The sequence below is a fragment of the Pseudomonas sp. B12(2026) genome (assembly GCF_057767015.1).
This window is the reverse complement of record NZ_CM173430.1, coordinates 3,292,739-3,317,715: the sequence shown is the minus strand read 5'-3', so window position 1 is coordinate 3,317,715 and position 24,977 is coordinate 3,292,739. Positions and strand designations below refer to the sequence as shown.

Sequence of the window (24,977 nt, the reverse complement as noted above, 5' to 3'; positions counted from 1 at the left end):
GGCTGATGACAGGGTCATACGGATTTCGCGAAGCGTGGAAACAGGCGGCCCTGCACTGCTGCAAGGTCATCGCAGAGCATAACCGGCATGCCCCGGATATCCACCGCGATGCCCCGCAAACCTACGGCCGGCGCGGATCTGGGCCGTTTTTCCGACGCGCGGGCCTGCGCGCGGCGGCGGAATTCGCCTCGTCCGGCCATCGTCTAGAACTGTCCGGGGTGTCTCAGGCTGATACAGCCGTCGCGAATTGCCACGGCCCCGTGCCCCCGGAAACGGGGCAACGGATTGTTCCCCAAGGGATTTCGCCGCTGGCACGGATTGTGTGAGGGCAGGGTTTTGTCCGCCTGTCGCGTCAGGCGCCGCCAGACAGGAGGTTCGCTTGAAGAGGATGTCGTCATCGCTTTGCGGCTGGGGTGCCGCGCTGGCGGCGTGCGCGGCGCTCTGGCTGCTGCCGTGGCTCGGCGACGGCCTGCTCTGGGCAGTCGCCGCGCTGATCGCCCTGGGGGCGGTGCGCCCGGGCCTGCGCCCGGCGGCCTGGCCGGTCGCCCTCGGGGTGCTGTGCGGGGCCAGCCTGGCGCTGGCGCTGCACCTGCTCGCCGACCATTTCCAGCTGCGCTACGTCTGGCTGTACAGCAGCGCGGCGCTGCCGGCCTACCTGAAGTTCTCCAACCTCTGGGGTGGCGACGAAGGCACGGTGCTGCTGCTGGCGACCTTCTGCATGGTCGCCGCCCTGAACACCCGCCAGCTGGACGGCTGGGGCGGACGCGGAACGGCGCTGATCGCCGCCTGGTACACGGCCACCGCCGCCTGGCTCGGGCCCTTCGGCGCGACGCCGGCGGACTGGCTGGCGAGCCAGCCCAGCCAGGGCATGAACGCGCACCTGCAGACCTTCTGGATGTCCTTCCACGCGCCGCTGATCCTCTGCGCCTACGCCTGGACCCTGGCGCCCGCCGGCGCCGCGCTCGGCGCGCTGGGGCAGGGCGGCGGCGCCTATGCCTGGGTGATGCCGCGCTACAGCCGGCGCGCCTGGCTGGTGCTCAGCGCCGGGATCGGCGCGGGCATGGCCTGGGCCATGGAGGACTTCACCTTCGGCCAGCTCTGGCACTGGGACCCGGTGCAGACCTCGGCCTTCGTCATCTGGGCGCTGCTCGGCGCGGTGCTGCACGGTGCCCGCCGCTGGCGCGCGGACGGCGCCAACCGGCGCCTGCTGCCGCTGCTCAGCCTGCTGGCGGCGGCCATGGCCTGCGTGGCGATGGCGGTGACCCGCAGCACGGTGCTGGCCAGCTCGCACCGCTACATCGGCACCACGTCCTGGCTCAGCCACCTGACGCTGGCGCTGCTCCTGCTGGTGCTGGCGGCGTTCGGGCTCATCGCCGGCCGCCGCGCCGGGAGGGCGCCGGGGCGGCGGCGCGGGGCGTCGGACTGGACGCTGGACCTGGCCATCTACCTGTTCGCCGGCACCGGCCTGCTGGCCCTCGGCGCGCTGGTCCAGGCGCATCTCTATGAATGGCTGGGGCTGGAGCGGCCGGGCGAGCTCAAGCCCTTCTTCGAGACCCTGACCGCCTGGGCCACCACCGAGGAGATGGACAGCCTGCGCCGCGCCTTCGACCAGTGGGACGTCGACGGCTACGGCCTGGCGAAGGGGCTGCTGCCGCTGCTCGGGTTGCTCGGGCTGGTCGGCGGCTACAGCTTCCTGCGCCGCTGCGGGCGCTCCCGGCCGGCGCTGCTGGCGACCCTGGCGATGGCCGCGGTGATGCTCTGGGTCGGCTGGCGCGGCGGCTGGCTGAGCGGCGGCTACGACGGCGAGGGCATGCTCTCGCAGAGCGTGGTGGCGGTGCTGCCCTGGCTGGACGCGGCGCTGCTCGGCGGCGCCTTCCTGATGGCCTGCTGCCTGTTCTGGGGCGCGCTGGGCCTGTGGCGCAGCCGGCGCCTGGGCACCCTGCGCTACAGCGGCGGACTGGCGCTGGTGCACGGCGGCGCGGTGGTGGCGCTGCTGGGCGGGCTGGCGGCCACCGCGCTCAACAGCTACCAGCAGGTGACCATCGCCCCGGACACCTCGCTGGAGCAGTGGCATGCGCTGGCCGGCGGCATGCAGGTGCGCGTGCTGCCCGATTCCAGCCGCCCGGACTTCTCCGGCTACCACGCGGTGGCCCGGGTGGAGCTGCGCGACGGCGAGCGCACGCTCGCCGGCCACGCGCTGTTCCAGGACAGCCGCGGCAACCCGCCGGCCTACCAGGGCCCGGTGCGCCAGCTCTGCGAAATCCTCGATTACCATTACGCGCGCTTCGCCGCCGACCGTGGCTACGTGCTGCATCCATTCATCCTGCGCGGCTGGAGCGGCGACCTGCAGGTCTGGGTGCCGGCCTCGGCGCGCCTGCTCAGGCAGCCGGGCGACGAGATCGAAAGCGTGGTGGTGATCCGCCGCTTCCCGTTCCTCTCGTTCGTCTGGATCGGCCTCCTGGCGATGCTCTCCGGCGCCCTGTTGCTGCCGGCGGGCGGCGCTTTGCGAAAGGGCGGCCATACTGCTTCTGGCGGTGTCGCGCCGGCCGTGTCTCAGAGTTAGACAGCAATCGCGAAATTAGACGCATGGAACCTCGGCGGGAGTGCCGAGGGGGCCGCCGCAAGCCTGATGCGGCGGGACTTGCAAGGGAGTGGCACGCAATCTGCTAAATCACTTCGCAGCGCTCCACGCAATTGCGCTTAGCCCATCGGTGGGCAGAAATAACCAACAAGAATACCGAGGAGGCCTGACCTTGAAGATGACACGACTTCGGCACTGTCTGGGTGCCGGAACCCTGGCCGCTCTGGCCTTTGCGCTGCACCAGCCGGCCAACGCCGCCGATGGCCAGGCGATCGTCAACGCCAAGTGCAAGGCGTGCCACACGCCCGAAGGCAACAATGCCCTGAGCCGCATCAGCCACCAGCGCAAGACCCCCGAGGGCTGGCTGATGAGCATCGCGCGGATGCAGGTGATGTACGGCCTGAAGATCACCGACGAGGAACGCCGTTCGGTGGTCAAGTACCTCGCCGACAAGCAGGGCCTGGCGCCCAGCGAGGCCGACGGCGTGCGCTACGCCATGGAGCGCCGGCTGAACACCGTCGAGAAATTCGATACCAACTTCGAGCAGATGTGCGCCCGCTGCCACTCCGGCGCGCGCGTCGCCCTGCAGCGCCGCCCGGCGGCGGAATGGGAGAAGCTGGTGAACTTCCACCTGGGCCGCTGGCCGACGCTGGAGTACCAGGCGCTGTCCCGCGACCGCGACTGGTTCGACCTGGCGAAGAAGGACATGGTCCCCGAGCTGGCCAAGCGCTACCCGCTGGACAGCAAGGCCTGGAGCGACTGGCAGGCGAGCCGGCCGAAGGCCGAGGCGCTGGCCGGTGACTGGAGCTTCGCCGGGCACATGCCGGGCAAGGGCGACCTCGCCGGCACCATGAGCGTGGCCAAGAGCGGCGACGATGCGTTCAAGGTCAGCCTGAAGGGCCGGTACGCCGACGGCGAACCGTTCGAGGGCGAAGGCAGCGCGGTGCTCTACAACGGCTACGAGTGGCGCGGCAACGTCACCGTGGGCGACCTGTCCATGCGCCAGGTGTTCGCCGCCCTGGATGGCCGGATGCAGGGCCGCATGTTCGACAAGGCCCACGACGAGCGCGGCCTGGACTTCGTCGCCGCGCAGGGCGGCGGCAGCCGCGTGCTGGCCGTGCAGCCGGCCTACCTGAAGGCGGGCAGCGAGACCGAGGTCAGCGTCATCGGCACCGGCCTGAAGGGCACGCCCGCGTTCGGCGCCGGTGTTGAGGTGGTCTCGGTGGTGTCGCAGACGCCCGAGCGGGTGACCGTCAAGGTCAAGGCTGGCGATGAGGCGGCGGCCGGTGCCCGCGACGTCACCGTCGGCACCGCCGGGGGCGCCAGCCTGGCCGTGTACAAGGACATCGCCGAAGTGAAGGTGGTGCCGGAGTTCTCCATCGCCCGCATCGGCGGCAATGGCGGCTCCACGCCCAAGGTCCAGGGCAGCTTCGACGCCGAGGCCTGGGGCAAGGGCGCCGACGGCAAGCCGTTCCGCATCGGCGTGTTCCCCGCGCAGTGGTCGGTGGAGCCGTTCGACGACCGCGCCAAGGAAGACCAGGACGTGAAGTTCGCCGGCGAGATGGATGCCGACACCGGCATCTTCACCCCGGGCGACGCCGGCCCGAACCCGGAACGCAAGATGATGACCAACAACGCCGGCAACCTGAAGGTGATCGCCGCGGTGGACGACGCGGGCCAGTCGCACAAGGGCGAGGGGCACATGATCGTGACCGTGCAGCGTTGGAACAACCCGCCGATCCCATAAGTCTCGGGCTCGGATGAACTGAACGCATGAACCCCCGCCTGCGGGCGGGTGTACTGAGCAAGTTCCGGGAGGTCGCCATGGGCGCCATCTTGAATCTGGTCGAACGCAACCTGCACGAGGTGCGGGTGGACGCCGACCGCCTGTTGTTCCACATCCCCAGTTCGTCGCTGTTCGCCAGCGACGAACTGACCGGCGGGATCATCGACGCGCTGCGCGGGCAGGCCTGCTCGCCGGACGAGCTGACCCGGCGCCTGGGCGGGCAGTTCGCCGCCGAGGAGATCGACGAGACCCTGCGCGAGCTGATCGCGCTGGAGCTGGTCAGCGACGGCTCGCCGCTGACCCCGGAGATCGGTATCAAAAAAGTCGACCGCACCGCGCTCAACACCGTGGTGCTGAACGTCAACACCGGCTGCAACCTCAGTTGCACCTACTGCTACAAGGAAGACCTGGACAAGCCTTCCGCCGGCAAGAAGATGGGCGCGGAAACCGCCGAGGCTTCGGTGGAGATGCTGCTTCAGGAGTCCCCCGACGAGCCGCGCTACACCGTGGTGTTCTTCGGTGGCGAACCGCTGTCCAACCGCCCGCTGATCGAGCACATGGTCGCCTACTGCGAGCGGCGTTTCGGCGAGCTGGGCAAGACGGTGGACTTCGTCATGACCACCAACGCCACGCTGCTCACCGAGGAGATCGTCGACTGGCTCAACGCCCATCGCTTCGGGCTGTCGATCAGCATCGACGGGCCGAAGACGGTGCACGACCGCAACCGCATCACCGTGGGCGGGCAGGGCACCTATGACGTGGTGCGGCGCAAGGCCGACATGCTGCTGTCGCGCTACACCGCGCGGCCGGTCGGCGCGCGGGTGACCCTGACCACCGGCGTCACCGACGTCGAGACCATCTGGGACCACCTGTTCAACGAGATGGGCTTCGCCGAGGTCGGCTTCGCCCCGGTCACCTCGGGCGACATCAGCAGCTTCAACCTCACCGGGGACGAGCTGAAACAGGTCTTCGCCAACATGAAGGCCCTCGGCCGCCGCTACCTGGACGAGGCGCTGGAAGGGCGCAACATCGGCTTCTCCAACCTGCACCAGTTGATCACCGACATCCACGAAGGGCAGAAGAAGGCCCTGCCGTGCGGCGCCGGGCTGAAGATGCTGGCGGTGGACCACAAGGGCGAGCTGAACCTCTGCCACCGCTTCACCGGTTCCGCGCTGCCGACCTTCGGCAACGTGCATGAAGGGGTGAAGCAGGCCGAGCTGAACGAGTTCCTCTCGCAGCGCCTGGACCGTACCGACACCGGCTGCGCCAGCTGCCGCATCCGCAACCTCTGCTCCGGCGGCTGCTACCACGAGAGCTACGCGCGCTACGGCGATCCGGCGCATCCCACTTACCACTACTGCGAACTGATGAGGGACTGGGTCGACTTCGGCATCGAGGTCTACAGCCGGATCATGGCTGCCAACCCCAGCTTCATCGACCGCCACATCACTCCGCGGAAGGCGCACTGACATGAAACATCTGAAAGCGATCAACACCAAAGCACAGAAGCTCGAACAGGCCGCCGCCGAGGATCGCATCGAGGACGTGGTGGCGATGAACTCCGTGGCCGGCTGCGCGGCGACCACCGACCCGGGCTGGGAAGTCGACGTGTTCGGCGGCGTGTCCTCGCTCTGCCAGCCGATGGAGGCGGACCTCTACGGCTGCTCCGACCCCTGCTGGTGGCCGGCCCAGGTGCCGGACATGATGAGTACCTACCCCGACTGGAACAAGGATGCCCAAGCCTCGGCCGAGGACTGGCGCAACCTGGGCACCGTATTCCCGAACGACAAATGAGCGGACAGAAGAACAAGAGGAAAACCTGCATGTCCAGAAAAGCATTCGCCGCCGCGCTCGGCGGCCTCTCGCTGGCCTGCGCGCTGCAAGCCGTTGCTGCCGACGCCGGCACCGATGTGAGCAAAGCGCTGGAAAGTGGCCACGAGTACCTGATCAGCACCAACTACCCGAACAACCTGCACGTCATCGACATGCAGACCGACAAGCTCTACAAGACCTGCGTCATCCCCGGCGCCTACGGCCCGGGCATGACCCAGCTGTCGCCGGACCGCAAGATCGCCTACATCCTGAGCAACCACTACGCGGACATCTACGGCATCCAGCTCGACGACTGCAAGCCGGTGTTCCACGCCACCCTCGCGCAGAAGTCGGGCGAGAACGCGCGGTCGATCTTCTCCATGACCGTCAGCCACGACGGCAAGGAAATCTACGCCGTCGCCAACCCGACGCTGATCCTCGCCGAGCACTACGAGGTGCAGAAGCCGCGCCTGCAGGTCTACTCGGCGGCCGGCGGGATGAACGCCAAGCCGGTGCGCACCTTCCCGGCGCCGCGCCAGCTGACCATCATGCAGAGCGGCGACGACGGCACCCTCTACGTGGCGGGCCCGGACATCTACAAGGTGGACGTGAAGACCGGCAAGTTCGACGTGGTGATCCCCAGCCGCAACTGGAAGCGCCCGAACTACGCGCCGCCAGATGTGCTCTACGTGTGGAACCAGCAGACCTATCCGCGCGACTTCTCGCTGCTCTACACCACGGCGAAGTTCAAGGACGCCAAGCAGGACCTGGCCACCGCCGACTTCCTCTACGGCTTCTTCAACATCGACCTGGCCACCGGCAAGACCGAGACCGTCGACTTCGGCCCGGTCACCGAGGTGTACTTCAGCGGCATCCGCTCGGCCAAGGACCGCAACATCGTCTACGGCGTGCTCAACCGCCTGGCCAAGTACGACATCAAGGAGCAGAAGCTGGTCAAGGCGGCGAACCTGGACCACTCCTACTACTGCCTGTCGACCAACAAGGCCGGCAACAAGCTGTACCTCACCGGCACCCTCAACGACGTGGCGATCTTCGACGCCGACAGCCTGGAGCGCATCGGCGGTCTGAAGCTGCCCGGCGGCGACATGGCGATCACCACCAGCCAGGCCTTCGTGGCCAACTGACCGGCACTGCCTGGCTGCCCGGGGCGCAAGGCCCCGGGCAGTTTTCCCTGGCGCCTGGATCGATGAACGGGCGCCGTCAGGTTTCCGCCTCCTCGCTCGGTCTTCCGGCAGCCAGGTAACGCTGGGCACCGCAGCGCGCACAGCGCTGGCAGCGCATCGGCACCCGGCCGATCTCGATCAGACTCCCTTCATCCCAAAGGCATCCCAGGAAAAAGCAGCGCAATCGCATGTGTCCTCCTCCGGGCATTCCCGGTGCATAGGCAGGCAGAACGTGCAGTTGGGGCTCCCGGTTTGTTCTTGTGCGGGGTGGTAGCAGACTCGCGCCCGCCGTCTAGACTGGACAATCTAAAGTGCCGGATGGTCCTGCGGCCGTCGTGAGTGGCTTCGGCGACCGTTGCGGAGGCGGCCGGTGCGCGGGCTGATCGACGTCAATAAAATGGCAAGTGATATCGGTGTAATATTTCCTCGACAAATAAATGTCGAATCCATGATGCTTTTTTGCTATTACTGACCCTCAGGTTAAGGACAACTCGCAGAGATTTTCCATGAATACCGCGTCACCCCTGGCCGCTGTGATCGGCAGCGCTTCCTCCCGCTACAGCGGCGCTGAACTGGATCATTTCGCCGACCTGGCCGCCCTGCAGTCGGCATCGACCTACGATGTGCTGCTCCTGGACCTGCCCGGCACCCAGGCGGGGCAGATACTCCGCAGCCTGCGCCAGGACCCACGCTATCGCTTCGCCCTGATCTACTGCTGCCAGGACCTCGACCCCTGGTGCACGGCGCTGGGCGATGGCGCGCCGCCGGCCGAAACGGGCGCCATCACACCGCTCTGGCGCCTGTGGCGCGAGCGTTTCAACCTGTTCAACCGCGGGCAGGCGCCGGCGCGCTTCGAGGAGCGCGTGCTGGCCTGGCTCTGGCTGCGCTCCCGCGGCGACGTGCATGCCGTGCGCGACAGCAGCGTGCCGCAGCATTACCGCTACCCGATTCTCGAAGCCCTGAGCGACAGCGAGGAGGTCCACCCGTTCTCCTGGCTGCAACTGATGGGGCAGCAGGGCTGGCTGGAGGCGGGCGAACTGCTGGACCGCCTGCGCCTGTGCGTCAGCTGCGGTTCGGGACGCCTGAACTATGTGGACGTGTGCCCGGAGTGCCAGGCCCTGGACATCGGCCGTCAGCCGTCGCTGCACTGTTTCACCTGCGGGCACGTCGGGCCCCAGGAGCACTTCCTCAAGGATGGCCTGCTGCTCTGCCCGAACTGCCTGACCCGCCTGCGCCACATCGGCAGCGACTACGACCGCCCCCTGGAGAACTACCGCTGCCGCAGTTGCCAGGCGTTCTTCGTCGACGCCGCCGTGGAGGCGCGTTGCCTGGACTGCGGGCAGAACCACGATCCGGACAAGCTGCGCGTGCGCGAGGTGCGCCACTTCCGCATGGCCGAGGCCGGGCGCCTGCGCTGCCGCGAAGGCTTCAGCGGCGCCTCGGCGAGCATGGACAGCTTCGGCAGCCTCAGCCTGTTGCCGCGTCAGGCCTTCCTCGACCTGCTCACCTGGCAGCTGCAACTGACCACGCGACACCGCAATCCGCCGTTCTCCCTGCTCGGGCTGCGCTACGTCAACCTGCTGGAAACCCTGGCCGACCTGGGCGAGATGCGCGGCCACGCGCTGGTCGACGGGCTGGTGGAACGCCTGCAGGAAGCCGTGCGCGAAACCGATCGCTGCTGCCGCATGAGCGACGAGGTGCTCTGGGTGCTCATGCCCCACACCGACGCCGCCGGGCTGGCGGTGGTGCGCCAGCGCCTGGCCAAGGGCGCCGAGCGTTTGACCCAGGAAAAGGCAACGCGCATCGAAGTCCGCCTGGCGGGCTTCACCGCGCCGGACGACCAACTGGAACAGGAGGACGCCGCCTTGCTGCTGGCCCGGTTGGGCGGACAGCTTGGCTGAGACATGGACGCGTTCACCGAACAATGGCTGCTGCTGATCGGGGAGTTCGCCCGTCCCGACGGGTTCTTCCGGGCAGCCCTCACGCTGCTGCCGGCCTTCCTGCTGCTTGAGGTGCCGCTCAACCTGATGGTGCTGATCGGCGTGCTGCGCTGGTTCGTGCGCAAGCCGTTCGAGCTGCCCAAGGACAACGGCTTCCGCCCGCGGGTGTCGTGCATCATCACCTGCTACAGCGAAGGGCTCGATGTGCAGAAGACCCTGCTGAGCCTGTGCGAGCAGACCTATCCGGGCTACATCGAAATGATCCCGGTGGTCGACGGCGCGGCGGTCAACAAGCCGACCATGCAGGCGGTGCGCGACTTCCGCGTCGATCCGGCGCTGCATCCCCGGCGTCTGCTGCGCCCGATCGCCAAATGGCAGCGCGGCGGCCGGGTCTCGTCGCTCAATGCGGGCCTTGCGCACTGCACCGGCGAGGTGATCATGGCGCTGGACGGCGATACCTCCTTCGACAACGACATGGTCAGCCGCATGGTCCGGCATTTCGCCGACCCCGACGTGCCGGCGGTGGCGGGCAGCCTGCGGGTGCGCAATGCCTGGGCTTCGCTGACCACCGCCATGCAGGCGCTGGAGTACCAGCTGTCGATCCACATGGCCAAGATCGGCCTCAGCGAATGGAACCTGGTGAACAACGTGTCCGGCGCCTTCGGCGCGTTCCGCCGCAGCTTCCTCGACAAGATCGGCGGCTGGGACACCCACACCGCCGAGGACCTGGACATCACCCTGCGGATCAAGAACTACTTCGGCCGCAGGCCCCTGCGCATCCCCTTCGAGCCCGGCGCCATCGGCCATACCGACGCGCCGGTGAAGTTCCTCCAGTTCCTCCAGCAGCGGCTGCGCTGGGACGGCGACCTTTACTTCCTCTACATCCGCAAGCATCGCCACAGCTTCAACCCGCGCCTGCTGGGCTGGCCCAACTTCCTGATGACCCTGGTCACCGGCTTCTTCTTCCAGCTGGTGCTGCCGTTCATCATCTTCGGCTACTGCGTGATCGGTCCGCTGATCACGCCCTGGCCGCGGGTCGTGTCCCTGGCGTTGCTCATCTACCTGGTCTACCTGGGCGTGACCCTGCTGCTGTACCTGACCATGCTGGTGCTGGTTTCCGAGCGTCCGCGGCAGGACCTGAAACTGTTCCCGGTGGTCTTCGTCTTCCCGCTGTTCATGCTGGTCATGCGCCTGTGGAGCGCGGTGGCCATGCTCAACGAGGCACTGCGCCGCGGCCATGAAGAAACCAGCATGGCGCCCTGGTGGGTGCTGCGTAAGGCAAAGAGGTTCTGATCCGATGATGCGTTCCCTGCTCCTTGGCTCCCTGCTGCTGGCCGCCGGCCTGTCCCGGGCCGACGTGCTGCCGTTGTCGCGGGTGCTCGACAGCGCCGAGGACAGTGCCGTCCTGCAGGCCAACGGCGCCGACCTGCGGGCCCTGGACGCGCTCAAGGAGCAGCGCGAGGCCGAAGCGGGCTGGCAGTGGTTCGGCGCGGGCAGTACCGGGCACTATCGCGAGCTGGTGACCGAGGACGTGATCGATACCTACTACGGACGCAGCCTGGCGCTGGGTCTGCGCCATCCCCTGCTGGGCAGCCTGCAGCGCCAGGTGCAGGCGATTTCCGCCGTCGAGCTCGAACAGCAGCGGCAGCGCTCCCGGCGCCTGCTGCAGAAGGCCGAACAGCGGCTGGCACTGCGCAGCGCCTACGCCGACTGGTGGCGCGCGGAGGAGGAAAACCGCTGGTGCCGGACGCTGCTGCCGGACGCCGCAAGCGCCCGCGAGCGCCTGGCCCTGCGCCAGCGCCAGGGCTGGCTGCTGCCGTCCCAGGCGCGCCTGCTGGACGGCCAGTGGCAGACGTTGCAGCGGCGTTGCGCATCGAGCGCGCGGCTGATGGATGACACCCGCGCCAGCCTGGCCGATCTCTCCGGCCTGGACATCACCCCCGGCACGCAGGCCCAGGCGGAAGCGCTGGCCGCGCAGGTGCAGCCCCTGGCCAGCTGGCGCCAGGCGCTGGAAGGCCATCCGCGCCTGCAGGAGCGCCGCGATGAGCTGAAGCAGGCCGAGCGGAACCGCACGTCGCCCTGGTACGACAGCATCGATTCCAGCTTCAGCGTGGCGCAGAGCTACGAGGACCGCAGCGGGGCCACCAGCACTGGCAATGGCCTGGTCGCCAGTCTCAACTTCTCCACGCCCTTCGACCTGATGTCCTACGGCCAGGCCCGCGGGCGGGAAGGGGAGGCGCGGCACCAGGCGGCCGAGGCCAGGCTGAGCGCCGAGCGCCAGCAGTTGCTGCAGGCGCTGGGCAAGGCGCTGCAAGGGCAGCGCCAGGCGGTGGAGGACCTGGAGCGCGAGCGCGAACAACTCGACGTGTCCGCGGTGGCCCTGCGCGAGCAGCGCCTGCGCGCGGAGCGTTCGGCCGAAGGCTCGCTGGCCGAGGAGCAGGCGGCGGCGCTGGCGCGCTACGACAACGGCCTGCGCCTGATCGCCGCGTGGCATGCCGTGTGGTTGCGCGAAGCCGCCTTGCGGATGTTCGTCGACGACGACCAGGCGCTGAGTCCGCTGCTCGGTGCGCAGCAGCTGAGCTGGCAAGCACCGGCGGACGCCCCCGCGAAGACCCGGGAGAAGGCCCGCCCGGCCGGGGGCGCGGCCTGGAGCCAGGGGGTGTACCTGTGGAACAGCCATGCCCTGTTGCAGCCCGGAACCCGGCGCGCCGAACTGAAGGCATTGCGCAGCGCCGGCATGCAGCGCCTCCATGTCGGGCTCGACGCCCGTCAGGTGGCGGATATCCCGACCCTGCGCGGGCAGCTCCAGGGCACCCTGGCCGATGCCCGCGCCCAGGGCATGCAGGTCGTCCTGCTGCTGGGCGACCCGGCGTGGCTGTCGGCCGACGGGCGAAAGGACCTGCTGGCGCTGCTCGGCCAGCTGCGCGAGGTGCGTTTCGACGCCGTGCACCTGGACCTGGAAGTCGAGCAGCTCGGCTGGCCGGTGCCCGACAGCCGCCTGCGGGACTGGCTGGACACCCTGGGCGCGGTCGCCCGGCTCGGTTACTGGCCGCTGGAACTGTCCAGCCACCCGCGCTGGTTCGCCGAACCGGCCGGCGGCACCTGCGTGCCCTGCGCCCTGCCGCAGGTCGGCGTACGGCAGGTCAGCCTGATGATCTACACCCGCAACCCCGAACGCAGCGCGGAACAGGCACAGTCCATCGCCCGGCGCTGGCCGGCGCTGCGTTTCCGCCTGGCGCAGAGTGTCGAGCCGCAATTGCCGGCCGAAGAGTCCTGGGCCGGAGCGTCGCGCGCCCAGTTGCAACGGCAGGTGGAGCGCTGGCGTACACCTCTGCAGGCGGCCGGGGTTTCCGGCATCGACTGGCAGGACTGGTCCCATTACCCGCATTGAGCATCCCATGAAGATTCGATTCTCCAGCCCGAAGGAACAACAGCCCACCCAGGAGCAGGGCCTCAAGGTGCTCTATGCGCCGGGCAAGCGCATGGCGTTCAAGCTGCGCTGGTACCTGATCCTGCTGGTGGTGACCAGTCCGCTGCTGTTCCTGGTGGGGCGCGAAATGCTCGGCCTCTGGCTGATCGAAGCGCCCGCGCAGTTGCACCTGCCGTCCACTGAATTGCGCGCCCGGGAGGCCGGGCAGGTGGCGCAGGTGCTGGTCCGGCCCGGCGACAAGGTGCAGGCCGGCCAGTTGCTGATGCGCATGGACAATCCCGAATGGCGCGCGCGCCTGGCGCTGCTGGCCGACCCGTCGCAGGCGATGCCCGCGGCAAGCGGCCGGCGGACCCTCGGCGAACGCGAGCGCGAGCCCCTGGTGCGCCTGCTGGGCAGTGCGGACAGCCGCCTGCAACAGCTGCGCGGCCTGTTCGCCGCGGGCGCGGCGACCCGCGGTGAAGTGCAGCAGGCGCAGGACGAGCGCGACCGCCGCCAGCGCGATCTGGTGGAATTCGACCGCCGCGAGTCGCAGCCGGGGGACGACACGCTGGATCGCCAGCGCCGGCTGGAAAGCGACTGGCTGCAGTCGCGCCTGCAAGGGCTCGACCTGAAGGCCGGCGACCCCGGGGTCATCAGCGAAGTCCTGGTCGGCGAGGGTGAGAACGTCGGCCCCGGCACCCTGCTGATGCGCCTGCAGCGGCTGGGCGATGCGGAAATCTGGATCTACCTCGACCCGCGCTTCGCCGAATACGCCTCTCCCGGCCAGCCGTTCCGGGTGCGCCTGCCGGACGGCAAGTGGCTGCCGGCGGAGGTGGTGCGCATGGTCGAGGACGCCGCCCCGGTGCCGGTGGAGCTGCGCGAGGCGTTCAGCGCGCCGAACCGCAACCTGCGCCTGCTGGCGCGGGTCAAGGGCGAGTGGCCGGCATTCTGGCGCGTCGACCGCCTGGGCCTGAAGGCGCGCTTCCCGCATCGCTGGAACTGGCTCAACCGCTGGGCCGTTCAGGAGTGACGCCCGCCGGGCGCCGGCCGTGCTGGCGCCTGCTTCCCGAGGCGGTCGCGCAGACGCCGGGCTGGAAAGCGCCAATCTTTTCGCGTCCCGTGTCGCCCGTCCTGTTTCGCGCCTTCGCTTCATCCCTCGCCGAATCCTGACGTCGGAGCGCTGCGTTCCTTCGTCCTTGCCGCCGCCTGTCACCTGCGCGTACGAGGTGTTGACAGGTAATATTACATGCATAATATTAATCGTCAGATGACGGCCGTAATTCAATTCGGGCCGGACACTCCAGACGGCCCCCGGGCCCTGATTTCCCTTGCATGCGGGGCCTGTTGCCCCTGTGGAGAAGAACCATGAATGGCCAATCCGAACTGGGCCGCGCGCTGATCACCGGTGCTTCCTCCGGCATCGGCGCGACCTATGCCCAGCGCCTCGCCGCCCAGGGCTACGACCTGCTGCTGGTGGCCCGCGACCAGCAGCGCCTGGACGCCCTGGCCGCGCGGCTGGGCGCGCAGCATGGCGTCTCGGTGGAGGTGCTCAGGGCCGACCTGACCCGCCGGGAAGACCGCGCCCGCGTCGAGGCCCGGCTGGGCGAGGACCCGGGCATCAGCCTGCTGCTGAACAACGCCGGCGTGGCGCTCAACGGCACCCTGGTGGAAACCGACCTGGACCGCCTGGAAAGCATGATCGAGCTGAACGTCACCGCCACCGCGCGCCTCGCCGGCGCCGCCGCCCGGGCCTTCGCCGGTCGCGGCCGCGGCACCATCATCAACGTCGCCTCGGTGCTGGCCCTGGCGCCGGAGCTGTTCAACGGCAGCTACAGCGCCACCAAGGCCTTCGTGCTCAACCTGACCCTGTCCATGCAGCAGGAGCTTTCGCCCCGGGGCCTGCGCATCCAGGTCGTGCTGCCGGGCGCCACCCGCACCGAGATCTGGGAGCGCGCCGGCACCGATATCTCCGCGCTGCCGGCGGAAATGCTGATGGACGTGAACCACATGGTCGATGCTGCGCTGGCGGGCCTGGCGCAGGGCGAAGTGGTGACCCTGCCGTCGCTGCCGGATGCCGGCGAGTTCGACGCCATGACCGCCGCCCGGATGAAGATGGCGCCCAACCTGTCGCGCAGCGTCCCGGCGCGGCGCTATGGCCTCGCGGTCGACTGAATGATTCGTTGAGTGGCGAAAAGCTTGCCCCGGCCTTGCGCCGGGGCTTTTTTATGCGCGTTCAGGATGGAACCCGACAGGGGCTGATGGCTCTTTGCTCTTTGTAGGAGCGAGCTTGCTCGCGAACCTGTCAGTCCGCAGCTGGGATTGTTCGCGAGCAAGCTCGCTCCTACAGAGGTTTGCAGAGTGTCGGCAATCCGTAGGATGGGTGGAGCGAAGCGATACCCATGCTGCCTGATACTCCGGCAATCAACGCCTCACTCCGCCGCGCCGATCTCGCGCTTGAGGTGGCGGCGGGTGCTGTCCAGGATGCGGTCGGACAGCTGCGGATCGGCCACGCTGCGCGACAGCACCAGCGCGCCGACCAGGGTGGCGAGGAGGGCGATGCTCTCGTCCTCGGCGTGCTCCGCCGGCAAGGCCTCCTCGATGGCCGACATGCGCGCGCGGACGATGGCGTCGGTGGTCGGGCTGGCGTGGCCGCGGGCGCCCAGCTCGGCGGACATGGTCGGCAGCGGGCAGCCCTTGCCCGGCGCGGCGCGGTGGCCGGCGGACAGGTACTGGTCGATGAAGCCGGGCAGCGGGTCGTCCTGCTCGAACTGCCGCTCGACCCGCTCGCGCAGTTGCGCGGCGGCCTGCTGCAGGGCGATCTCCACCAGTTCGTCCTTGGACTTGAAGTGCGCGTAGAACCCACCGTGGGTCAGGCCCAGCGCCTTCATCAGCGTCTGCAACCCGGTGGCGTCGACGCCTTCGCTGCGGAAGCGCTGCGCCGCCTCGTTGATGATGCGCTCGCGGGTCTGGGCCTTGTGGTCTTCGGAGTAACGCATGACCGGGGTCTCCTGCGGATCATGGAATGCCGGGTGTCATTCTAACGCGGGATGGGCAGCGGAGGGTGATTCACGGCAGGCTGCGCGCGGGAGCAATGGTCTTTGGCAGGGCCGTAGGATGGCGTGGAGCGAAGCGATACCCATCGATTACCGCGCGGCCCCGCGGATGGGTATCGCAAGCTCCCCGCCGCCCGCCAGCCCCCGGAATGGTCAGTTGGAAAAAGCCGGCCAGTCAGCGCCCGAGGATCAGGCAGGTGGTGGAGCCGGTGGCATAGAGGCGGCCGTCCACGTCGTAGAGGCGGCCCTCGGCCAGGGCGGTGGAGCGACCGAGGTGGATCAGCGTGCCTTCGGCGCGGATCGGCCCGGTGTCGCGGGTCATCGCGCGGATGTAGCTGATGCGCAGGTCGGTGGTGGTGTAGCCCAGGCCGGGTTCGAGCATGGTGTGCACGGCGCAGCCCATGGCCGAGTCCAGCAGGGTCGCCGCGTAGCCGCCGTGCACGGTGCCCAGCGGGTTGTAGTGGCGCAGGTCCGGGGTGCCCTGGAAGATGAAGCGGCCCTGGCCCCATTCCAGCGGCACGAAGCCGATCAGGTCATTCATTGGCGGCGAGGGCAGCTCGCCGTTGCCGATCCCCTCGAAGAAGGCCAGGGGCGTCTTGCCGCGCAGTTCCTGCAGGGCGATCACGCCGGGCTCGGCCAGGCGCCGGCGCGTTTCGGCGGCGGCCGCCTCCCAGGCGGCGATCTTCTGTTCGCGGGAAATATCGTTCATCGCTCAACTCCTGCTTCCGGCCCGTTCGGCCATGTATATGTCGGTCATCATATTAGCATTCGATGACGGTCGACATATAAGCGGCGAAAGCGCCATCCGGCAGGGGGTAAGCGTCAGCGGGGAGCGGCTGGCGGAGGAGGCTCCGCCAGCGCGAGGGGGATTACTCGGCGGCCTGCACGCTGGCCGCGCGGGCCTGGCTGCGTTGCGCCTTGTATTGCAGGGCGGCGGCGGGTACCGGCGAGGCCTTGCCGGTTTCCACCCAGCGGCGGATGCGGCTGGCGTCGGCGGCGTGGGTGCGCTTGCCGAAGGCGTCCAGCAGGGCCAGGGCGACCGGGCGGCCGTTCATCATGGTGACCATCACCAGGCAGTGGCCGGCGTCGTTGGTGAAGCCGGTCTTGGTCAGGCGGATGTCCCACTTGCCGTTGCGCACCAGCGGGTTGGTGTTGAAGAAGCTCAGCGAGTAGCCGGGCTTGCTGAAGCGCGCGTCGCTGGTCGCCGTGGTGCTCATCTGGCGGATCTGCGGGTAGGTGTAGGCGGCCTTGGCCAGGCGGATCAGGTCCTGGGCGTTGGAGGTGTTGTGGATCGACAGGCCGGTGGGCTCGACGTAGTGGGTGCTGGTCATGCCCAGCGATTTCGCTTTCGCATTCATCGCAGCGACGAAGGCCTTGGAGCCGCCCGGATAGTTGTGGGCGAGGCTGGCGGCGGCGCGGTTCTCGGAGGACATCAGGGCCAGCAGCAGCATCTTTTCGCGGCTGATCTGGCTGCCCAGGTGCACGCGGGAGAACACGCCCTTCATCTCGGCGGTCTCGGAGATGTCGACGGTGATCATCTCGTCCATCGGCAGCTTGGCGTCCAGCGTCACCATGGCGGTCATCAGCTTGGTCACCGAGGCGATGGGCACGACCAGGCCGGGGTTGCTGGAGTAGATGACCTTGTCGGACTGCAGGTCGACCACCAGCGCGCTGCCGGAGGCCAGGACCAGTTGATTGGGTTGTGCCGCCTTGGCGGGCGTGGCGGCGAGGGAGTTCGATGTACAGACAACAGCGGCGCAGGCAAACAGCAGGCTCAGTATCGAACGACGAGTAGTCATGAATGTGATTCGCAGGTGTTAGTGGAAAAGTTCTACATCCCTGTAGGCAATTTCGCGGATTCTAATTCATGCCCCGGTCCGGCGCACGCGGCCGTGCGGGGCGGGGGCTGTATCACTTTGCGACGGCCTGAGACAGCGCCATCGACAATCGCGCAGGTCCGCGGACGGTAATGCCGGCGCAGCGGCGGGCAAGGCGCCGGCTGTTGCGAAATGCAACCGGCACAGGCTACGCCCCGGTAGTTGAAAAACGTGTCAAACCCTTGCCAGCTATGGATTTTTCATCTGATGGCACGTTTTGTGACTGGCTATCCTCCACTGTATGGAGTGGCGGCATGGCATCAAGGGAGAGGTCTTGGGGTTGCGCTTACCTTTACGTTAACGTAAACATGTTCCGCAGCCCGCGACCGGCCAGTCAGCCCGGTTGGCGGCCTGCAAGCAGGCCCGGCCACAGACCCCCGACGTCGATGCCGTCGCCGAACGTTCAGTGTTGATCCCAGAACAAGCACAACAAGGGAAAGCCATGAACCACCTGAGTTACACCCGCGGCCGCCAGGACAAGCCCCTGCTGGCCATGACCGTCGGCGCTGCCTTCGATGCCACGGTCGAGCGATTCGCCCAGCGCGAGGCCCTGGTCGTGCGCCACCAGAACCTGCGCTACACCTGGGCCGAACTGGCCGGGGTGGTCGATGGCATCGCCCGCGCCTTCCTCGCCCTCGGCCTGCGCCCCGGCGACCGCCTGGGCATCTGGGCGCCCAACTGCGCGCAGTGGTGCATCACCCAGTTCGCCAGCGCCAAGGTCGGCGCCGTGCTGGTCAACATCAACCCGGCCTACCGCGGCAACGAGCTGGAATACGCGCTCAAGCAGTCCGGCTGCCGCTGGCTGGTGTGCGCCGATGCGTTCAAGACCTCCGATTACCACGGCATGCTCGCCGACCTGCTGCCCGAGCTGGGGCAGGGGCGTCCGGGCGAGCTGTCCAGCGAGCGCCTGCCGGAGCTGCGCGGGGTGATCAGCCTGTCCGACACGGCCCCCGCCGGCTTCCTCCGCTGGAGCCAGCTGGCGCCGCTGGGCGCGGCGATTTCCGCCGCCGAGCTGGCCGAGCGCCAGGCGCTGCTGCAGTTCGACGAACCGATCAACATCCAGTACACCTCCGGCACCACCGGCTTCCCCAAGGGCGCCACGCTCAGCCACTACAACATCCTCAACAACGGCCTGATGGTCGGCGACAGCCTCGGCCTCACCGAGCACGACCGCCTGGTGATCCCGGTGCCGCTGTACCACTGCTTCGGCATGGTGATGGGCAACCTCGGCTGCCTGACCCACGGCTCCACCATGATCTACCCGGCGCCCAGCTTCGAGCCCGAGGCGACCCTGGCGGCGGTGGCGGAAGAAAAGGCCACCGCGCTGTACGGCGTGCCCACCATGTTCATCGCCGAACTGGACCACCCCAATCGCGGCGACTTCGACCTTTCCAGCCTGCGCACCGGGATCATGGCCGGCGCCACCTGCCCGATCGAGGTGATGCGCCGGGTCATCGACGAGATGCACATGGCCGAAGTGCAGATCGCCTACGGCATGACCGAAACCAGCCCGGTATCGCTGCAGACCGGCCCCGACGACGACCTGGAAACCCGCGTCACCACCGTCGGCCGCACCCAGCCGCACCTGGAAAGCAAGATCATCGACATCGACGGCCGCATCGTCCCGCGCGGCACCATCGGCGAGCTGTGCACCCGTGGCTACAGCGTCATGCTCGGCTACTGGAACAACCCGCAGGCGACCATGGAAGCCATCAGCCCGGCGCGCTGGATGCTCACCGGCGACCTGGCGGAGATGGACGAGGCGGGCAATGTGCGCATCGTCGGGCGCAGCAAGGACATGATCATCCGCGGCGGCGAGAACATCTATCCGCGCGAGATCGAGGAATTCCTCTACACCCACCACGCCGTGGCCGACGCCCAGGTGATCGGCATCCCCGACGAGAAATACGGCGAGGAGCTGGTGGCCTGGGTCAAGTTCCACCCCGGCCACCGCGTCGAGGAGGAGGAACTGCGCGCCTTCTGCAAGGCCGCCATCGCCCACTTCAAGGTGCCGCGCTACTTCCGCTTCTGCGACGAGTTCCCGATGACGGTGACCGGCAAGATCCAGAAGTTCCGCATGCGCGAGATCAGCATCGACGAGGTGTGCAGCAAGCGTGGCTGACCGGACGCCGCCGCCTCACGCCCATGACCGCGAGGCGGCATGGGCGTAGAGAAGGGCACCATCTCCATCCGCCTGGTGGCCGAGGCGCTGGCCGAGTTCCGGCGTCGCGCCGGTGACGAGGGCCCGTTGCTGGCCGCCGCCGGCATTCCCGCCGAGCTGTTCGGCAAGCCCTACGCGCGGGTTTCCAGCCAAGCCTACGCGCGGCTCTGGCGGCGCCTGGCGCGGGAAATGGACGACGAATTCTTCGGCATGAACGCCCGGCGCATGAAGTCCGGCAGCTTCAACTTCATGGCCGCCGCAGCGATCCGCGAGCCGACCCTGGAGGCGGCGCTGAACGCCTCGCTGCGCTTCATCGGCCTGATCTTCGACGACTTCACCCCGCGCCTGACCCGCCGGGACGGCCTCGCCGCGATCGTCCTCGACGAGCCGGACGGCCCGGCGCCGCGCGCCTTCTGCTACTTCACCCTGTGGCTGATGCTGCACGGCCTGGCCTGCTGGCTGGTGGGCCGGCGCATCCCGATCCTCGCCGTCGAGCTGCGCTGCCCGCCGCCGGACTTCATCGCCGACTACCGGGTGATGTTCAGCGAGAACCTCAACTTCGCCCGCCGCCAGTCGCGCCTGCTGTTCAACGCCGAGGCCCTGGACCTGCCGGTGCGCCGCGACGAGCGCGAGCTGAAGCGCTTCCTGAACGGCGCGCCGGCCAACATCCTGGTGCGCTACCGCGACCCGCAGAGCCTCGCCGCGCGCACCAAGGCCTACCTGCGCAGCCTGAAGTTCGAGCGCTGGCCCGACCTCGACGCCCTCGCCGGGCACTTCTACATGGCGCCCTCGACCCTGCGCCGCAAGCTGGCCGCCGAAGGGCAGTCCTACCAGGCGCTCAAGGACCAGCTGCGCCGCGACCTCGCCATCGCCCGGCTGGACAGCGGCGACGGCAACTTCGCCGACCTCGCCGAGGAGCTCGGTTTCGCCGACACCAGCGCCTTCTACAAGGCCTTCCGCAAGTGGACCGGCTCGACCCCGGGGCAATACCGCGCGCTGATCCGCCAGGAGCCCGGGTAAGTCCCGGGGCCGCTCAAGAAAGCCGGCTGGAAGCCGATCACCCTTCAAGAAACCGACGTTTGCCCAAGGACGCCCACGCCATGTTCCTGTCCCGTCTTTCGATCCAGTGGAAAATCACCCTGCTGACCGGCTTCTGCCTGCTCTGCATCGTCAGCCTGCTGGTCGGCCTCTCGCTGCTGCGCATGAACCATGACGCCGGGCTGGTCAAGGCGGCCAACGCCGACATGCTCAAGGACGCCGCCAGGGCGCGGATGCAGGCGCGCAGCGAGCAGCAGGCGGAGATCATCCAGCGCTTCTTCACCGACGTGTACCACTTCGGCAACCAGTTCTCCCGCCAGGTCAGCCAGCTGCGCGAGCAGTCGATCAGGCATGGCGCGGACGCCGCCAGCACGCGCAAGGACCTCAACCTGCTGGTGCGCGACAGCCTGAAGAGCAACCCCGCGCTGCTCAGCCTCTACGTGGTGTTCCAGCCCGACGCCCTGGACGGCCAGGACGCGCGGTTCGTCGACCAGGCCGAGGCCGGCAGCAACGACAAGGGCCGCTTCGGCGCCTACTGGGCGCAGAAGGCCTCCGGCGAGATGACCAGCCTGGCGGTGACCGAGGCGATGATCGCCGACACCTCGGTGATGCTCGACGGCACGCCGTTCAACACCTGGCAGCAGTGCCCGCTGCAGGGCCGCAAGGCTTGCGTGCTCAACCCCTATTTCGACGGCGCCTCCGGCAGCCGCGTGCTGATGACCAGCGTCACCTTCCCGCTGCTCGACCAGGGCAAGGTCATCGCCGTGATCGGCATCGACATCAGCCTGAGCCGCCTGCAGCAGCTCAGCCTCGACGGCAACCGCCAGCTCTACGACGGCGCCGGCAGCGTCAGCATCGTCAGCCCGGCGGGCCTGCTCGCCGGCAACAGCGGCAACGCGGAACTGCTCGGCCAGCCGCTGGAAAAGGCCTTCCCCGGCCAGTCTGGCGAACTGCTCGGCGTACAGGCCGCCGGCCGCCCGCAGGTGCTGGAGAAGGACGGCCGGCTGCGCGTGGTCGAACCGCTGCTGCCGATCCCGGATGCCGGCAAGCCCTGGGCGGTGGTGCTCGACGTGCCCCAGGACGTGCTGCTGGCGCCCGCGCTGCAGCTGCAGAAGCAATTGGATGAGCGCAGCGCCAGCGGTGCGCTGTGGCAGACCCTGATCGGCCTGGTCGCCGCCGTGGTCGGCCTGCTGCTGGTCTGGCTCACCGCCCGTGGCGTGACCCGGCCGATCCTCAATGTCGCCGCCATGCTGCGCAACATCGCCAGCGGCGAAGGCGACCTGACCCGGCGCCTGGACTACGCCGGCAAGGACGAGCTGGGCGAGCTGGCCGGCTGGTTCAACCGCTTCCTCGACAAGCTGCAGCCGATCATCCGCGACGTGAAAGCCTCGGTGCACGACGCCCGCGCCACTGCCGACCAGTCCTCGGAAATCGCCAGCCAGACCAGCGCCGGCATGCAGCAGCAGTTCCGCGAAGTCGACCAGGTCGCCACCGCCTCCCAGGAAATGAGCGCCACCGCCCACGACGTCGCCAACAGCGCGGCGCTGGCCGCCGAAGCCGCCCGCGGCGCCGACGGCGCGACCCGCGACGGCCTCGGCGTGATCGACACCACCACGCGCCTGATCGACGCGTTGGCCAGCGACATGAGCAGCGCCATGAGCCAGGTCGAGGGCCTGGCGGCGAGCAGCGAGCAGATCGGCTCGGTGCTGGAGGTGATCCGCGGCATCGCCGAGCAGACCAACCTGCTGGCGCTCAACGCCGCCATCGAGGCCGCCCGCGCCGGCGAGGCGGGGCGCGGCTTCGCGGTGGTCGCCGACGAGGTGCGCAACCTCGCCAGGCGCACCCAGGATTCGGTGGAGGAAATCCGCCAGGTGATCGAGGGTTTGCAGCACGGCACCCGCGAGGTGGTCGGCGCGATGAGCAACAGCCACCGCCAGGCGCAGGACAGCGTGTCCCAGGTCGAGCAGGCGGTGGCCGCGCTCAGGCGAATCGGCGAGGCGGTCGGCGTGATCACCGACATGAACCTGCAGATCGCCAGCGCCGCCGAGGAGCAGAGCGCGGTGGCCGAGGAGATCAACCGCAACGTGGCGGGCATCCGCGACGTCACCGAATCGCTGTCCGGCCAGGCGCAGGAGTCGGCGCAGGTGAGCCAGTCGCTGAACCAGCTGGCCAACCACCAGCAGGGGTTGATGGATCAGTTCCGCGCCTGATCTGCCGCAGATGGCGCTCCCGTAGGAGCGGACCTTGTCCGCGAAATCCCGGCGAAGCCGGGACAGTCGCCGTGGCCGGCCTGGCGGCCGGATCGCGGATAAGATCCGCTCCTACGAAAAGCCATCTGCCACGCAGCCGGAGCTGTCCAATCCGCTCATCCAGATTGGCGGCTTTCGACATTGCCCGCGCCCCACGGCGGCGGGAATATCAGGGGACTCCACACAAGAACAACCCAGGAGTCCTGCGATGCGTTCCCATACCGCCGCCACGGCCGAGTTCGACTACCGCACCACCGCCGACGCCACCCTGGCCGGCAACCTCGACGCCCTCAACGCCTGCGTCGAATGCTGCGACCGCCACGCCATTCCCGGCCGTGTCGCGCTGTTCTGGGAGGGCAAGGACGGCGACAGCGCCTCCTACACCTTCACTCAGCTCAAGGAACTTTCCGGCCGCTTCGCCAGCTTCCTGCACGGCCTCGGCGTGCGCCCCGGCGACGTCGTCTCCGGCATGCTGCCGCGCACCCCGGAACTGCTGATCACCGTGCTCGGCACCTGGCGCCTGGGCGCGGTCTACCAGCCGCTGTTCACCGCCTTCGGGCCGAAAGCCATCGAGCACCGGGTGAAACTGGCCGGCAGCAAGGTGGTGGTCACCGACGGCGCCAACCGCGGCAAGCTCGACGACGTGCCGGACGCGCCCACGCAAGTGACGGTCGGCGGGCCGAAGGGGCAGGGCATCCGCCACGGCGACTACAGCTTCTGGGCCGAACTGGAGCGCCATCCGGCGGACTTCGAACCGGTCATGCGCAGCGGCGAAGACCCCTTCCTGCTGATGTTCACCTCCGGCACCACCGGGCTGGCTAAGCCGCTGGCGGTGCCGCTGAAGGCCATCGTCGCCTTCGTCGGCTACCTGCGCGAGGCGGTGGACCTGCGTCCCGAGGACTCCTTCTGGAACCTCGCCGACCCGGGCTGGGCCTACGGGCTGTACTACGGCGTCACCGGCCCGCTGGCCATGGGCCACCCGACCACCTTCTACGAAGGCGCGTTCACGGTGGAAAGCACCTGCCGCATCGTGCGCAAGTACGGCATCACCAACCTGGCCGGCTCGCCCACCGCGTACCGCCTGCTGATCGCCGCCGGCGAGGCGGTGTCCAAACCGCTCAAGGGCCGCCTGCGCGCCGTCAGCAGCGCCGGCGAGCCGCTGACCCCGGAGGTGATCCGCTGGTTCGCCGAGCACCTGGGCGTGACCATCCACGACCACTACGGGCAGACCGAGCTGGGCATGGTGCTGGCCAACCACCACGCGCTGGAGCATCCGGTGCACCTGGGTGCGGCCGGCTTCTCCATCCCCGGCCACCGCGTGGTGGTGCTGGACGAGCAGGGCGCCGAGCTGCCCGCCGGCCAGCCCGGCATCCTCGCCATGGACCGCCGCCAGTCGCCGCTGATGTGGTTCGCCGGCTACCAGGGCATGGAAACCAAGGCCTTCGTCGGCGACTACTACCTGAGCGGCGACACCGTGGAACTGAACGCGGACGGCAGCATCAGCTTCGTCGGCCGCGCCGACGACCTGATCACCACCTCCGGCTACCGGGTCGGCCCGTTCGACGTGGAAAGCGCGCTGATCGAGCACCCGGCGGTGGTCGAGGCGGCGGTGATCGGCAAGCCCGACCCGGAGCGCACCGAACTGGTCAAGGCCTTCGTGGTGCTCGGTTCGACCTACCGGCCGAGCACGGAGCTGGCCGAGGAACTACAACAGTACGTGCGCAAGCGTCTGTCGGCGCACAGCTACCCGCGGGAAGTGGAGTTCGTCGACGAACTGCCCAAGACCCCCAGCGGCAAGATCCAGCGCTTCCTCCTGCGCAACCAGGAGATCGCCAAGCAACGCGAAGCAGCCGAGCGATCGGCTGCCCACTGACTTCAGCGGAGAGA

General features: G+C 68.6%; 18 protein-coding genes. 14 read left to right on the top strand and 4 right to left on the bottom strand.

The features are described 5' to 3' along the window. Positions 1–388 precede the first annotated feature (388 nt). From ccsA to peaD, 5 genes are all read left to right on the top strand, one after another. Positions 389–2,563, top strand: a complete 2,175-nt coding sequence (gene ccsA / locus AC3B6A_RS15475) for a cytochrome c biogenesis protein CcsA (protein WP_488398093.1) — start codon at positions 389–391, stop codon at positions 2,561–2,563. A 196-nt stretch (positions 2,564–2,759) separates the two neighbouring features. After that, complete coding sequence (gene peaA / locus AC3B6A_RS15470; protein WP_488398092.1) at positions 2,760–4,328, top strand: quinohemoprotein amine dehydrogenase subunit alpha; 1,569 nt, start codon at positions 2,760–2,762, stop codon at positions 4,326–4,328. A 77-nt stretch (positions 4,329–4,405) separates the two neighbouring features. Further along, a complete protein-coding gene (gene peaB, locus AC3B6A_RS15465; protein ID WP_488398091.1) occupies positions 4,406–5,836 on the top strand; it encodes a quinohemoprotein amine dehydrogenase maturation protein in 1,431 nt (476 codons plus the stop codon). 1 nt (position 5,837) lies between these two features. After that, complete coding sequence (qhpC, locus tag AC3B6A_RS15460; protein ID WP_296288163.1) at positions 5,838–6,161, top strand: quinohemoprotein amine dehydrogenase subunit gamma; 324 nt, start codon at positions 5,838–5,840, stop codon at positions 6,159–6,161. A 29-nt stretch (positions 6,162–6,190) separates the two neighbouring features. Continuing rightward, complete coding sequence (peaD, locus tag AC3B6A_RS15455) at positions 6,191–7,324, top strand: quinohemoprotein amine dehydrogenase subunit beta (RefSeq protein ID WP_488398090.1); 1,134 nt, start codon at positions 6,191–6,193, stop codon at positions 7,322–7,324. Between the two features lie 76 nt (positions 7,325–7,400). On the opposite strand, the gene AC3B6A_RS15450 is transcribed toward peaD, so the two are convergent. Continuing rightward, entirely contained in the window at positions 7,401–7,553 is a 153-nt protein-coding gene (locus tag AC3B6A_RS15450) for a PSPA7_2676 family Cys-rich small protein (protein ID WP_488398089.1), read from the bottom strand. A 316-nt stretch (positions 7,554–7,869) separates the two neighbouring features. Between AC3B6A_RS15450 and AC3B6A_RS15445 the strand changes: the two genes are divergently transcribed. The 5 genes from AC3B6A_RS15445 to AC3B6A_RS15425 all read left to right on the top strand — a co-directional run bounded on the left by AC3B6A_RS15445 (position 7,870) and on the right by AC3B6A_RS15425 (position 14,884). Beyond that, positions 7,870–9,264 carry a TackOD1 domain-containing metal-binding protein gene (locus AC3B6A_RS15445; protein ID WP_488398088.1) on the top strand — a complete coding sequence of 465 codons (1,395 nt, stop codon included), beginning with the start codon at positions 7,870–7,872 and terminating at the stop codon, positions 9,262–9,264. A gap of 3 nt (positions 9,265–9,267) precedes the next feature. Beyond that, positions 9,268–10,596 carry a glycosyltransferase family 2 protein gene (locus AC3B6A_RS15440; RefSeq protein WP_488398087.1) on the top strand — a complete coding sequence of 443 codons (1,329 nt, stop codon included), beginning with the start codon at positions 9,268–9,270 and terminating at the stop codon, positions 10,594–10,596. Positions 10,597–10,600: 4 nt separating this feature from the next. Continuing rightward, a complete protein-coding gene (locus AC3B6A_RS15435) occupies positions 10,601–12,694 on the top strand; it encodes a TolC family protein (protein ID WP_488398086.1) in 2,094 nt (697 codons plus the stop codon). 7 nt (positions 12,695–12,701) lie between these two features. Continuing rightward, complete coding sequence (locus AC3B6A_RS15430) at positions 12,702–13,742, top strand: HlyD family secretion protein (RefSeq protein WP_488398085.1); 1,041 nt, start codon at positions 12,702–12,704, stop codon at positions 13,740–13,742. Positions 13,743–14,077: 335 nt separating this feature from the next. Further along, positions 14,078–14,884: an SDR family NAD(P)-dependent oxidoreductase gene (locus AC3B6A_RS15425; protein ID WP_488398084.1), complete on the top strand. Its 807-nt coding sequence runs from the start codon at positions 14,078–14,080 to the stop codon at positions 14,882–14,884. A 257-nt stretch (positions 14,885–15,141) separates the two neighbouring features. Here the strand turns inward: AC3B6A_RS15425 and AC3B6A_RS15420 are convergent, their stop codons facing one another. From AC3B6A_RS15420 to pbpG, 3 genes are all read right to left on the bottom strand, one after another. Further along, entirely contained in the window at positions 15,142–15,708 is a 567-nt protein-coding gene (locus AC3B6A_RS15420) for a TetR/AcrR family transcriptional regulator (RefSeq protein WP_488398083.1), read from the bottom strand. Between the two features lie 232 nt (positions 15,709–15,940). Further along, complete coding sequence (locus AC3B6A_RS15415) at positions 15,941–16,474, bottom strand: PaaI family thioesterase (RefSeq protein WP_488398082.1); 534 nt, start codon at positions 16,472–16,474, stop codon at positions 15,941–15,943. A 160-nt stretch (positions 16,475–16,634) separates the two neighbouring features. Beyond that, positions 16,635–17,564 carry a D-alanyl-D-alanine endopeptidase gene (gene pbpG / locus AC3B6A_RS15410; RefSeq protein ID WP_488398081.1) on the bottom strand — a complete coding sequence of 310 codons (930 nt, stop codon included), beginning with the start codon at positions 17,562–17,564 and terminating at the stop codon, positions 16,635–16,637. Between the two features lie 520 nt (positions 17,565–18,084). On the opposite strand from pbpG, the gene AC3B6A_RS15405 reads away from it, so the two are divergent. From AC3B6A_RS15405 to AC3B6A_RS15390, 4 genes are all read left to right on the top strand, one after another. Further along, complete coding sequence (locus AC3B6A_RS15405) at positions 18,085–19,764, top strand: AMP-binding protein (RefSeq protein WP_488398080.1); 1,680 nt, start codon at positions 18,085–18,087, stop codon at positions 19,762–19,764. 39 nt (positions 19,765–19,803) lie between these two features. After that, a complete protein-coding gene (locus tag AC3B6A_RS15400) occupies positions 19,804–20,823 on the top strand; it encodes an AraC family transcriptional regulator (RefSeq protein ID WP_488398079.1) in 1,020 nt (339 codons plus the stop codon). A gap of 80 nt (positions 20,824–20,903) precedes the next feature. Next, positions 20,904–23,051 carry a methyl-accepting chemotaxis protein gene (locus AC3B6A_RS15395; RefSeq protein ID WP_488398078.1) on the top strand — a complete coding sequence of 716 codons (2,148 nt, stop codon included), beginning with the start codon at positions 20,904–20,906 and terminating at the stop codon, positions 23,049–23,051. Between the two features lie 247 nt (positions 23,052–23,298). Beyond that, on the top strand, positions 23,299–24,963 hold the full coding sequence (locus tag AC3B6A_RS15390) for an acyl-CoA synthetase (RefSeq protein ID WP_488398077.1): 1,665 nt from the start codon (positions 23,299–23,301) through the stop codon (positions 24,961–24,963). Positions 24,964–24,977: the final 14 nt, after the last annotated feature.